We start from the raw sequence: 13,600 nt of genomic DNA, 5'->3' as shown, positions 1-13,600 counted from the left end.
AAATTTATAATCAAAATGAATATTTTCAAATACCTAACAATCATATTTTTAACCACCTCATTGGTTTCTTGTGGACCTAAATCCGGGAATAAAAAAAGTGATTTTACAATAAAAACAAATGCTAAAAACGATATCCTCAGCATTGACGACACCTTGAAACTTTCCATAGAGAACAAAAAAAACCATGTCATAGATTCTGTTGCCTTCTCCTTTGATGGAAAAAAAATAAACAAGATAACACCTTTAAAGGACTTTAAATTAGGCAAACAATCTATTGAAGCTACTGTTTACTCTAATAATGAGCAACAATCGATAACTAGAACCATTACCATTTTAAATAATGAGACGCCTAAGATTTTCACCTACAAAATTCTTCATGAATACCCACATGACATTACATCATATACGCAAGGATTGGAGTTTTTTAATGATACGCTCTACGAAAGCACTGGGCAATACAAAGAATCAAAACTTAGAAAGGTTGATTATAAAACAGGAACCGTATTGAAAAATTACAATTTAGCTGATGAGTATTTTGGTGAAGGGCTCACTATTTTAAACAACAAGATTTACCAATTAACCTGGCGTAAGGGCATTGGCTTTGTGTATGATGTGAATACTTTTGAAAAATTGGATAGCTTTAAATACGGCAACAGTAAAGAAGGTTGGGGTTTGTGTAATGACTCACATATAATTTACAAAAGCGATGGTACCGAAAATATCTGGACATTAAACCCACAAACATTAGTGGAGGGCGACCACATACAAGTGTATACCAACAAAGGGAAAATAATTGAAATTAATGAAATGGAATGGGTAAATGGTCGCATTTATGCCAATCGCTACCAAAAAGATGGTGTGGCCATTATTAATCCAAAAAATGGTGCTGTGATAGCCGTAATAGATTTTTCGCCGCTGAAAAAACTGGTTACACAACACCAAGGCTTAGATGTTTTAAATGGTATTGCCTATAACCCAAAAACCAAAACACTTTTTGTGACCGGTAAACGTTGGGATAAGTTATTTGAAGTTGAGATTGTTGAAAATTAATTATTGATTCCTTTTGATTGGTATCTGAAGAACATTTTTGAAAAAGGGATAATCAAAAGACCAATAACAACAAAAATAAAAAAGGCGTTCTGCAATCCAAAGGCGTGGGCCAAATAACCAATAACCGGTGGCCCAATAAACATTCCCAAGATTCCATAGGTTGTAATTATTGAAATGGCCATGCCAGGCGAATATTTTTTTGATGTCCCCGCCAACGCAAATGTCATTGGAAAAATAGCTGCCGTACCAAATCCAACCAAACAAAACCCTAAAAGTGCCGACCAAAAGTAAGGAAATACAATAGCAACCAACATGCCAGTTGATACGACAACGGAACTAAATACGTAGGTTTTTTTGATACCAATTTGATGAATCAATTTATCAGAAAAAAATCTAGAAATGGCCATACATGTCATAAAAGACAAATATCCATAGGTAAAAACCCGTTCTTTTATGACCTCTTTAAAGTACACGCCGCTCCAATCAAACATACCGCCTTCACAAATAGCCGCTAAAAAAATAAGCATTCCCAGATACAAAATGAACGGGTCTGGCTTTCCAAAAATCAGTTTGTTTCCTGTATTCGATTTATCATTCTTTAAGGTAAACCGATAGACTATTAAAGCAACCAATAAAATGGTTATTGAAATGACAAACAAATGAACTTGCATGGAAACACCCATTTTTACCATAAGCGTTGAAAAAGCTACACCTACTAACCCACCCGTACTCCAAAGCCCATGAAACGAGCCCACAATACGTTTCTCAAACTTTTTTTGCAAGGTTATGGATTGCGTATTGATTGCAATATTGAGTATTCTCATACTAAATGAAAACAAACAAATAGCTGTTACCAATGCAAAAGGCGTATGTGCTGTTCCAATGCCAATTAATGCCAAAGAAAACGCCATAAAGGAAACAATTAGCGGTTTTCTACTATCAAACCTTGAGACCAACCACCCCGAAATGGGCAACCCTATTAAAGAACTTATGGGCATGGCCAAAAGAACCGTGCCCAATTGCGCGTCATTAAAATGAAACATGGTTTTTATAGTTGGGATGCGTGAGGCCCACGTAGCAAAACTGATACCTGTTAGAAAAAAATATACACTTAAAGCTATTCGCTGCTTGACCCTTAATTCCATTATTGGTAGGAAATAAAATATTTAGAAAAACAGCAAAATTAAGAAAAAACTAATGCATGATTTTAGTTCCTACACTTTTTCCGTCAATAATATCAATAATGGTATTGTCCCTTTTTCCGTTGGCTATAAAGGTAGGAATATTTTGTGCGGCGGCCTCTTTTGCATAATCTAATTTTGAGCCCATGCCACCTCTTCCTTCTGCTTCACCTTTATTGCTTTCTTTAATATATTTTTCAACATTTTCATCAGAACTCACCTCTTCAATAAGAGAACTGTTTTCAGAATCAGGATGTCCATCGTATAAGCCATCAATATCAGTTAAGATAATTAGCTTATCGGCATTGATAAGTTGTGCCACTAAACTGGCCAATTCATCATTATCCGAAAACATGGACATGGTTACCGATACGGCATCATCCTCATTTAAAATTGGGATTACACCTTCAGACAACAATCCTTCATAACAATTAATCATGTTTTCCCGGTGAACGCCTGGGCTAAAATCTCTTTTTGTAGGGAGCACTTGGGCACATTTCATACCATAATCCATAAAGATATTATAATACAAGCGCATCATTCTAGGTTGACCTATGGCAGAATACACTTGTCTACGTTGGGTTTTATCCTTTATTTTTGAGCGTCCTAAGACTTCTTTTCCAGCAATAACAGAACCAGAAGACACTAGAATGGTTATGATATCTCTCTCATAAAGTTCTGCAATCTGCCGTACCAATCGTCTTAAAACTGGTCTTACTATTCGTTTGTCTTTGTTGGTCATTACATTGGTACCAACTTTAATTACTATTTTTTGTTTGTATTTTCCCATCTTATTTTCCTAATTCAACAGCTCTGTTAAATGCCGCAAATGCAGCTTCTTTTATTAATTCGTTCACATTATTGTCTTCCATGGAGTCAAGTGCTGCACGTGTGGTACCGCCTTTTGAAGCTACCATATCCATCCATTTGTTAGGAGAATAATCAGATTGGTTGAAAAGTTCAACCGCACCGGTAAAGGTTTCGCTAACCAATACTTTGGAAATATTTTTTGAAAACCCCATTTGTAGTGCAGCTTCCATCATACTTTGCATGAAGTAGAACACGTAAGCCGGCCCGCTTCCAGAAATACCTGTTGAAGCATCAATGAAATTTTCATTACTGACCAATATTGATTTTCCAGTAGTATCCAATAAGTTTTCAACCAAAATAAGTTCTACTTTAGACACAGCATCTGAAGCTATATATGAGGTAAGCCCTTTACCTATTTGAGCTGGTAAATTTGGCATCGCTCTTACAACTTTGTCAAGCCCTGTTAAGTCTTTCATATAATCAATAGTGATACCAGCCATTATTGATATTAAAATTTGTTCCTTATTCAATAAAGGAGCCAATGCTTTAAACAGCTCCTCTGAATGATATGGTTTAACAGCTATAAATACGATGTCAGCCTGCGGAACGCAATCTTTTAAATCTTCGTAGACATCAAAATGGGAAATTTTATTCAGTTCTTGAATTTTTTCTTCGGAAGTGTCTAAAATCATGATGTTTCTTTTTTTAAGAAGTTTTGATTTAGACATACCTTGCGCATAGGTAAGCCCCATGTTACCTGCGCCTATTACTAGTACTTTCATTAAATTGTTTTAAAAATTAGGCAAAAGTTATCCTAAAATGGATAACATTTTTTTATAAAATATTCTTTGTATGTAATGTATTGACTAACGAGCCAAAGAGCAATCTTTACAATCTTTTACAATACCATAGTAAGTTTCTCGGTATTTGTGAAGGGTTTTAACTGGCAACCCAAAAAGATGTTTTTTAATGTAAGTAACATTGGTTGTTAACTCACCCATTTTTACACTGTAACGCTTTTCTAATTTTGTTTGTCTTTTTACTCTAATGATTTTCATGAAAATTTTGTTTTGCGATAAGGTAAAAAACAAGAGCCAACCTGAAAGAAATTTATGTTAAAATAATGTTAATTTTTGTGAAAATTGACTTAACTACAACGTTATATAAGAAAATAACACATTTATTATCAATAGTTTACAAAATATTCAGATTTTGAACCCAAAAATTAGCTCCTTGAGCCAAACACAAACATTTAACCTCAAAAACAACATTAATGCACCGGGCTTTGCGTACAGGGACAGTTACTGATGCCCTGAAGGAAATCGATACCAATTGTGACCACATGCGTGCCCGAGTTGAAGCTGGACAAATCGTTCATTGTGATCTGATAGGCATAACCAAAATAAAAAATGGATTTTTTAAAGCCCAACATAGGGCCAATATTCAATGGCTTAAAAAACTGGTCGTTAAGATAACGGTATGATATGCCCGCCCAGACATAGTCTTCATTTCTATTGTACTTTCTCAATTTGAAATTCACATCTGTACTGGAACGTCTGTCACTGCTGAACATTTGATAGTAGATGGAAGGCTCAAATTCTAGCCCGCTCTTCTTGGGGCCATTTAAAACAACCCCCGTGTAAATCTGATAGTTCAAGAGCAGATTGGGTTCTGCCACCCTAATATCCTCATCTATCTTTTTCTCCAAAATATTGTTGGCATTAAAACTGAAAAAGAACCCTTTGTTCCGGTACAGGACACCAACATCAAAATTATTGTTGGAAGTCCTCCTGTCATCTGTTATGGTTGTAGGATAGGGCGCTCCGGTGCTTTCATTGTAGCTTTGGAAATTGTTGACATCTATCCTAAAATTGTTGATGTTATAAGATATCCCAAATGACAGGTACTGTTTGGAGTAATAATCCAAAATGAGATGGTGGGCAAATGAAAATTTGGCACCTGTTTGGATGGTATTTCCATTCCTGTCATTGTAAAACGACAATCCTATCCCAGAACGGTCAGAAATCCTAAAATCGCCATAGATAGACTGGTTGTCAGGAGCATCTTTAATACCAACCCACTGTGTCAAACCATTGGCACGTATCTTTAAATTGTCCCCTATTCCAGCATAGGTTGGGGATACCACAAAATTGTTGTCTGCCAAATATTGGGTGAAGACCGGCAAATTCAGCTCTTGGCCATAACTTGTTACCATGACCAAGAGCATTAGATATATGATTATTTTTCGCTTTTGCATAATATTATTTATCAGAGGATTCAACCACTAATTTAGTTATCTGTACAACGTAAAATGTCCCACAAATTGACGATTATCTTTTGAGTCATTGAGTTTTACCACGTACCAATAATCTCCCGTTGGCAGCTCAATGCCATTGTATTTTCCATCCCATTTGTCCCCAACACGCAAGGTTGCCACTTTACGGCCATATCTATCAAAGATGTCCGTGGTCAGGTTTTTATACTGTGAAGTACAACCTGGTCCCCATCCATCTTGATCTCCATCATCATTAGGTGTAAAATAATTGCTGATACACACATCAATATATTCAAAATAAGCCGTTGCTGTAGCTACACAACCAAAACTATCCGTTACCGTAACTGTATAATCACCAGACTCATAAATAAGGAATGTGTTTGTGCTGCCATAAGATTCTCCATTGAGCGTAAACTCATAGTCTCCAGACCCGCCGGTTGCGGTAGCTACAATTTCATTTAACCCTCCATTGCTTAACGTTAACGCCAATGGATCATATTGCGTGATATCAAAACTATCTGTCCTTTGAACACAACCATTGGTGTGCCTTACATCTACAAAATGGTTTGACCCTGCTGGTACGTTTGTAAATACGTTACTGGCTTGATAAGGACCACCGTCAAGTGAATAGTCCAGATCTGAAAGGTTAGTGATGCTATCATCTACAGTTACTGTCACGCTATTGCTTGAGGCATTGTTAACACAACCATAATCAACGGTTACCTGAGGATTGATCAAAACAGATTCTGGGAACGTAATGTTCCACTCAGATTCACATCCTTGGCTATCACGCACATAAACGGTATGGTCTCCGCCTCCCAGTCCTGTAAAATCAAACTGTGTCTGTGTTAAGCCTCCTGTTGTGTATACGCCATTGATATCGTCCAAACTCACACTGTACGGCAAGGTACCACCAGAAATATCAACACTAAACTCGCCATCCATATCTCCACTACAAACTTCCGGTATTATTGAATTGGGCACAATAGTAAGCGTCACTGGTGCTGGTTGGTTAATTGTGATGTCATACAACTGGTAACATCCCAATTCATCTTGAACAATTATTTGATAATTTCCTGGTGACAGGTTATCAAAGACTGGGTCATCAAAGAATTGATTCAATTGTGGTGAAATGGCATATTTTATAATACCTGTTCCTCCAGATGCATTGATTTCAACCATTCCATCATTACTGCCATTACAAGCAACATCGGTTATGGTCAATTGGGCTGTTAATGGCAGACTAGGCTCTGTAATAGTTACAGGTATAGACGTTTCTTCACAATCTCCACTGGTTACATTAACTTGATATGTTCCTATTGGAAGTTCCGTAAACACACCCGGGCTGTTTTGGACAGCACTTGGAATATCAGTTCCCGAGCCATCTTGCAAGGTATACACATAACTACCAAGCCCGCCCTGGGCCGTTGCCACAATAACACCAGTTGCATCACCAGCACAATTGATGGTTGCATTGGTTGTATCTAAATTTACAACCAATGGTGGTAGCGGATCAATGGTTATCTCATTGGACACACTTGCTGAACAACCATTGGCATCCCTAACATAGTATGAATACGTTCCAGGTGTTACAGAAAACGTTACACTAGAGCTGAATGATCCTATAATGGTACCAAAAGATGCATCATCACTATATTCATAAACGCCTGTTCCTCCAGTTGCACTTAATGTTAAACTTGAGTCCGTTAAACAGGTTTGGGACGTTACTTTTACTAAAGAGGACTGTATTTGTGGCGGTTCTGATATAACAACATCGGTTGTAATAAATTCACAATTATAACCATCGGTGACGGTTACGTTGTAAGTTCCCGCAACCAAACTACCAAAAACAGGTGATGTCTGTGGCCCGGATGAGCTTACCGTTGGTGCTACCATATTAAGCGTATAGGTATAATTGCTTCCTTGGCCTCCCGTTACACCGCTAACTGTTATTGTTGCATTTTTATCTCCAAAGCATGACAACACAGATGGTGTAGCCGTTATTGTTGCATTTATTGGCGGTGGAATTGTTAGTGTTACACTATCAGAAACTATACATCCTGAAGAATCCCTAACATTTACCGTATAATTTCCAGCAGGTAAATCCCTAAACGTTCTGTTTGACGAATATGCAACTGTAACAGGCCCTGTAAGTTCATATTCAAAATTTCCCCAACCACCACTTGCAACAGCCGTAATGGTTCCTTTATTATTGTCACAAGTTACATTTGACGTTTCTGATGCAGAAACTGTTAAAGGACTGCTTGGTGAATCAATAGTCACAAAATTAGATGCTGATGAACAAAATGGACTTGCCGTTTCTGTGATTACCACTGTATAGTTTCCTGCTGATAATCCTGATAATATTTGTGGATTTGCTAACGTGGTATCTCCAGAACCTGTTGAAACGGAATTTCCTAAACCATCAAATATCTCATAATCATAAGATCCTGAATAGCCACTTACAGTTATTTCCAAAGAACCATTTAAGTCTCCAAAACATGTAACCGCATTTAGTTGAGCAGCAGATACCAAAGGCAAGACTGCAGCGGGCACAACAACAGAAACATCTTTTGTACATGATGTTGTAACATCTGTTAGTGTTATGGTATAAGTTCCTGACGGAACTCCTGAAAACACATTGCCACTCAAAGCAATGGACGCTGGACTTGGATTTATTGAGTAAGAATATGTGCCTGTTCCTCCTAAACCGGTAACGGTTATTTCACCATCATTATCGTTACAAGTGGGCAATACCGTTACTGCTGGTGTCAAATCTAAAGGTGGAGCTATATCTACGGTTACGGAGTTACCACAACCGTTAGCATCCCTGACTTCAATAGTATGGCTTCCTGACGACATATTTGATAACGTAAAAGGAGCTGTTTTTGTTTGAAATGCACCGCCATCCACACTATAACTGTACGGTGCTATACCGGCTGTTGTCAATGTAACATCTATTGAAAAATTACCTTCAGATGTTGTGCACTGAGCATTTAAAGTAGCTGATATGACTGGCTCTGGATCAGATGGAAGCACCAAAACTGGAGTTGATTTTATACATCCATAGGCGTCTTTTACATGCACAAAATAACTACCTGCATCCATATTGAAAACATGAACTGAAGCCCAAGCTGGATCGGTTGCCAACGGTGCAGCCGCAGATGTGGTTATTTGATACAAATATGGCGCTGTACCATCTGTTGCAACAGCACTTATAACTCCTGAATTTGGATTACAATTGGCGTTTTTATCAACCGTTGCCGTAATACTTAAATCACGTGCTGATTCTGTGATATTAAATGGAACAGTCACAACACTACAACCAGCGTTTGAACCTGACGTTTCTTTTATCAAAACAAAATAGGTCCCATAAGGTATTAACCCTAAATTGTTTACTGTCAATAAACCATTTGCAGGAACGGTTCCTGACCCATTAATACCGGTAGGCATCAATGACAACGAATCATAAACCTCATAATCAATATTGGTTGGTGTTGCATAAATACTGTTAACAGTGAATGATACATTTCCGTCAGCACTTCCAACGCAAGTAATATTATTTGATGTTAACGCACTGGCAGTTAACGTTGAATTTGTAGGAATTGGAACGGTAGCTGTTTCATAATAACTACAACCTGTATCATCATCATACACTATAAAGGTATACGTTACTCCAGGAATCAACCCTGTAAACGTTACCGTTTTACTATTAGGAGCATCCTCTGGAAGCCACGTTCCTACTGGGTAAACAGTACCAGGGCCTTGATAGATACTAAAGAAGAAAGGCCCGTTACTTGCCAAAGCTGTACCTATACTAACAACAGCTTCACCGCCTAACGTACAATCTGACGTTGCTGTTATTGAAATATCCAAATCATCTGGAGGAGAAGCAACCAAGACATCCTGGATTAAAACAGAACAGCCATTGGCATCCACAACATTGATTTGATACAAACCAAAATCAACAACATCAAACGTCACTGAAGTTGATCCGGTTGCATTTAATTCTGAATTTGAATACCCATTGGTACCTGTAACCAAATAATCATAAGGCGCCGTTCCACCTGTAACACTATCAATGATTACAGATCCTTTAGAAATTCCACCTGCGCCACAAGTAATATCCTCAGCATGATAGATTACGTTTATTGGATCTGGTTGGCTAATGGTTATGGTTGCAGTATCAGTACATGATTTTGCATCAGTTAAAGTTACCGTGTAGTCACCTGATGGCAACCCTGTAGTCTGAGTTCCATAATTAATACCTGTTGTGTCATTATTAATGTTAATAACAAAAGGTGGCGTACCTACACTATTATTAATGTTCACTTGAATGGCACCGTTTGTATCGGCATTACATATATTTGGAGTTGCTGTAACCGAGGTTATTTCAGGCAATGATATAGCATTAACAGTTTGTATTCCAGATTCTGTTGTACAGCCATTTGCATCGGTTATCTGAAACTGATACGTTCCGGCAGCTGCTGCTGAATACGTAAATGGTGATCCTGTTGAACCAAGTGAGCTATAAGCACCTCCATTTATAGATACGGCATAAGTGAACGGTGATGTGGCACCACTTACCGTTCCTGTAATGGTTGCATCTGGAGAGACCGTACAATCTAGGTCTTTTGTTAAAACTGTATTGACTATAATAGGTGGCAATGTGTTAATAGTGTAAGACTCACTGTAAGTACAATCATTAGCGTCTTTTACCTGAAATGTATAAGTACCAGGCATTAATCCTGAAAACACATTGGATGTTTGATATGCCGTTGATGATGCCGCAGGTGCAACTATCTGATATTCCAAGGTTCCTGTACCTCCTGTTGTTCCAGTTATTGTTATGGATGAAGTACTTGCAGAACAAGTTATGGGATTACTAAAAGTTAAATCGGTCGGTGGATTTAAAGGATCAATGGTTATTGGTGCCGTAGCAAAAGTACAACCACTGGCATCTCTAATTGTAACCGTATAAGTTCCATTGGTTAATCCAGTGAAAGAAGTTCCCACTTGGAAATTCAATCCATCAAGACTGTATTCATAAGGGGGATTTCCTCCAGATACACCAGACACATCAATAGTCCCGTTTGTTGAGCAAGTATATGGTGCTGTTAATGTCGCTGTTCCTGTTATTGGTGGTGGTGACGTTATGGTTACTGTTTGTGGTGTTGACAAACAAACATCTGTACCTAATGTGTATTGAACCACTACATCATAATCTCCAGCTGCTAGACCTGTAAAAGTAGGAGAATTAAAAAATGTAACGCCATTATCAATACTATACATTAAAGTATTCCCATAGGCATTGTTAACATTAATGTTTATGCTTCCATCATTGCCAGAACTAGCACATAAAATATCTGTTTTTGTAACATTAAAATCTGGAGCAGGTGTTGCATTGACTGTTATTGATGTATCAGCCGAGCAGTTATTGGAATCAACAACAGTGATATTATAAACTCCTGGTGCTGTCACGACAATTTCTGGATTACCTTGAAAAACAGTTGTACTGTTCACAAAATAGTAATATGGTGGTGTTCCTCCAGCTGGGTAAACAGTAATTTCTCCATCAGTACAAGTCAACGGTTTGGTAAGTGCTGCAGTAGCTGTTAACAATGGAGGAGCTATTATATCAATATCCCCAGTATAAGTACAACCATCATCTGTAGAAACATTGACAGTATAGGTTCCAGGGTTTAAATTAGCAAATGTGTAGTCACTATCTGTAATGGGTCCCACGCTATTAATTAAAGTAGGTCCCTGATATATTGAATAGAAATATTGAGGCCTTGCGTCATTTGCTGCAAGTTTTATACTTCCTTTATCATTATTACAAAACGGCTGTGTTATAACGGTTGAAACCGTAAAATTTCTTTCCCTAATTTGCACATCGGGAACTGAGAATATACATGGATTAGGCGATACTCCTATTTGTCTGACATAAACCGAATAAATGCCAGGTGTGTTAATAGAAAACACATTACTAGCTTGATAGTTCACATTGTCAATACTGTATTCATAACCACTTGGAACATTTCCAACGGTTATTTCTCCAGGCGTGGTACAAATAATATCTTTTGACGTGGCCGTGGGCTCTAATAAGTTAGTATAAACATTAAAATAAAACTGATTAAAACAACCTCCGGAATAATTTAAGGTCAATCTATACTGTCCAGCAGTATCCGCCATAAAATCAGGTCCTGTTTGTACTTGATTCCAAGTACAGCCAGGATCTTCATTAGCGCAGTCCTGATCAACCACGGCTGAACAACTTGACTCATCCAATTTTTCCCAAATAATGGATGTTGTGTCGGTTATTCCTGTTTGAATATATCTTGAATCGTTAGCACCACATAAAAATATGTTCGGTAATTGCTTTCCATCATTTGGACAAGTAACCACCTGATCAGCAAATGGAATGACAGGATTGGTTACACCTGCTCCATAAGTAATAACATTAAATGTTTGATCTATGGATTGACATGGCGCTGTAGCGGTATCATGCACATAATAGGTTCCTGGGGTTGTAACCGTAATGGATTGCGTGGTTCCTATGACAGGAGATCCTGAAGGACTGGTTGACCATGAATATGAATCATATCCGTCACCAGCTGTTAAAACCGTACTAGCTCCACAAAGTATAACGTCTTCTTTAAAATCACAAGTGATATCAGCTAAAAAGTTGGTAGCTCCGGGGGTTAGCAAACATCCCGTATTTGTTGCAAAACTTGGGTCATCTGAAATGGTAAACGTTGGGTTTATAGTCCCCTTATAAGTGGCATAGGCTTGATTGCTTATAATGTTTGAACAGGCGTCGTTTAATAAACTACAAGTTGCCACAACAGTAACTTTAAAGCGAATTTCCAAAACAGGATCATTTTCTTCAACAACAGATCTATCAACTCTAAAAACAATTTCTCTTGTTGTTGGATCATAACTATCAACCGTTACTCCCGAAGGCAATGAAACAATATCTGCTGGATAATTAAATACAATATTTGTGGGCAAAACATCTCTGATAGTTAAATCTGTAGCATCATCATTTCCAGTGTTTTGAAAACCAATAACATAATTTAACTCATCACCAAGGTTAACTAATTGACCCCCAATATCATTTCCTGCCGTATCCTCTACAATTTTGGTCAGCACTATGTTTGGCGCAATAATATCTATGGCAAAAGCACTAAAATAATAATAGTAAATATCAAGAGTACTTCCTAAACTTATAGTTGCAGAAGTGGCGCCATTGGGAATCAAGGTATTGCCCGCATTAGGAATATTCACAATACCTGCATCAAAACCTAACGTATTTGAGCCACCCGGGTTTCTGGTTGTAAAAAGTTCAGGTGTATTGGTTATCGGATCAATATAAGAAACTGTACTATTGAAAAAATTATTTCCAGGACGTATAACTGTTCCAGCATTATTGGTAGCACTTATGGTTGTTCCGTTAAGCCTTAAATAATCCCCTGTATATCTGCGGTCACCTTCAATGGTACTAAAAGCAAATTTAGCACGAACAGGACCAACTGGTATGGTCTTGAACCCAGTAACAGGAAAAGTCTCATTATCGTAAGGGGAATAATTGTTTATTTTGGTAAAACCATCAAAAGATGTTATGTACTTACTGGGCAATAATGGATCCTCATATACAATAAAAAGCGACCATCCTGCAGAGAGCCCTTCCGAATTGGGTTTAGGTCCTACCAATGATGAAATATTGGCAACCGTATAGGTACCTTCTGGGTTTGCCAAAGCTGTTACCAAGCTCGTTACATCATGATAATAAACATAAGTATTTGATTCATCATTGTTAGGAGCGTTTTGAAAATAAATTTGAGTTCCTGTGATATCAGTATAGGTTCCGCCAGGAACTTTAAATTTAACATCAGAAATTGGGTCTGCCCCATTAACAACAGCACTCCAATATAAACCAGCATAAACAATTTGATAACAGTTTACATCATTTGGCACATCTAAATCTGCACTACTTGAGTTAAAAGTACTTGGATCACCATCTATGTCAACATATACCGCTGCATCAATCCTGTCATTTGTATCATTTCCATTATAAGGGTCAGAAACATGAATTCCGACATTACTATTCCCAATCAAAAGAATATCTCCTTTAATGGCCTGATCATATCTAGGTGAAAAAGGAACAACATTTTGAGCATTACTTTTAAAGCACACCAATAACAATAAAGCAACAAATGCAAGTTTTAATAAAGTAGGTTTTTTCATGATGGTCTATATTTAATAGTTCATTTTCAAACGG

Annotated in this window: 7 protein-coding genes; 1 reads left to right on the top strand and 6 read right to left on the bottom strand. The window is 37.6% G+C overall.

Features of this window, described 5'->3' with window-relative positions; all coding sequences use genetic code 11:
- The first annotated feature begins 15 nt into the window (after positions 1-15).
- Entirely contained in the window at positions 16-1,050 is a 1,035-nt protein-coding gene (locus IEW94_RS14170; protein ID WP_188654248.1) for a glutaminyl-peptide cyclotransferase, read from the top strand.
- Here IEW94_RS14170 and IEW94_RS14165 read toward each other — a convergent pair.
- From IEW94_RS14165 to IEW94_RS14140, 6 genes are all read right to left on the bottom strand, one after another.
- Positions 1,047-2,195, bottom strand: coding sequence for an MFS transporter (locus IEW94_RS14165; RefSeq protein WP_188654246.1), 1,149 nt, complete (start codon positions 2,193-2,195; stop codon positions 1,047-1,049). The two genes, IEW94_RS14170 and IEW94_RS14165, sit on opposite strands and share 4 nt — an antisense overlap.
- Positions 2,196-2,244: 49 nt before the next feature.
- Positions 2,245-3,021 (bottom strand): glutamate 5-kinase, encoded by a 777-nt coding sequence (gene proB, locus IEW94_RS14160; protein WP_188654244.1) that lies wholly within the window; start codon positions 3,019-3,021, stop codon positions 2,245-2,247.
- 1 nt (position 3,022) lies between these two features.
- Positions 3,023-3,823, bottom strand: coding sequence for a pyrroline-5-carboxylate reductase (gene proC, locus IEW94_RS14155; protein WP_188654242.1), 801 nt, complete (start codon positions 3,821-3,823; stop codon positions 3,023-3,025).
- An 84-nt stretch (positions 3,824-3,907) separates the two neighbouring features.
- Positions 3,908-4,099: a hypothetical protein gene (locus tag IEW94_RS14150; RefSeq protein ID WP_188654240.1), complete on the bottom strand. Its 192-nt coding sequence runs from the start codon at positions 4,097-4,099 to the stop codon at positions 3,908-3,910.
- Between the two features lie 212 nt (positions 4,100-4,311).
- Positions 4,312-5,298 (bottom strand): PorP/SprF family type IX secretion system membrane protein, encoded by a 987-nt coding sequence (locus tag IEW94_RS14145; RefSeq protein WP_188654238.1) that lies wholly within the window; start codon positions 5,296-5,298, stop codon positions 4,312-4,314.
- 36 nt (positions 5,299-5,334) lie between these two features.
- On the bottom strand, positions 5,335-13,566 hold the full coding sequence (locus tag IEW94_RS14140) for a T9SS type B sorting domain-containing protein (RefSeq protein WP_188654236.1): 8,232 nt from the start codon (positions 13,564-13,566) through the stop codon (positions 5,335-5,337).
- Positions 13,567-13,600 lie beyond the last annotated feature (34 nt).

The organism is Yeosuana aromativorans, from assembly GCF_014646655.1.
GTDB classification, from domain to species: Bacteria; Bacteroidota; Bacteroidia; order Flavobacteriales; family Flavobacteriaceae; genus Yeosuana; species Yeosuana aromativorans.
The sequence above is the reverse complement of the archived record's forward strand: the minus strand, read 5'-3'. Positions and strand labels throughout refer to the sequence as shown.

What these genes read in the sequence shown, in the direction of transcription:
- IEW94_RS14165 (WP_188654246.1), bottom strand. Translation starts at nt 2,195, where the DNA reads ATGGAATTAAGGGTCAAGCAGCGAATAGCTTTAAGTGTATATTTTTTT.
- IEW94_RS14150 (WP_188654240.1), bottom strand. Translation starts at nt 4,099, where the DNA reads ATGAAAATCATTAGAGTAAAAAGACAAACAAAATTAGAAAAGCGTTAC.
- proC (WP_188654242.1), bottom strand. Translation starts at nt 3,823, where the DNA reads ATGAAAGTACTAGTAATAGGCGCAGGTAACATGGGGCTTACCTATGCG.
- IEW94_RS14170 (WP_188654248.1), top strand. Translation starts at nt 16, where the DNA reads ATGAATATTTTCAAATACCTAACAATCATATTTTTAACCACCTCATTG.
- proB (WP_188654244.1), bottom strand. Translation starts at nt 3,021, where the DNA reads ATGGGAAAATACAAACAAAAAATAGTAATTAAAGTTGGTACCAATGTA.
- IEW94_RS14140 (WP_188654236.1), bottom strand. Translation starts at nt 13,566, where the DNA reads ATGAAAAAACCTACTTTATTAAAACTTGCATTTGTTGCTTTATTGTTA.
- IEW94_RS14145 (WP_188654238.1), bottom strand. Translation starts at nt 5,298, where the DNA reads ATGCAAAAGCGAAAAATAATCATATATCTAATGCTCTTGGTCATGGTA.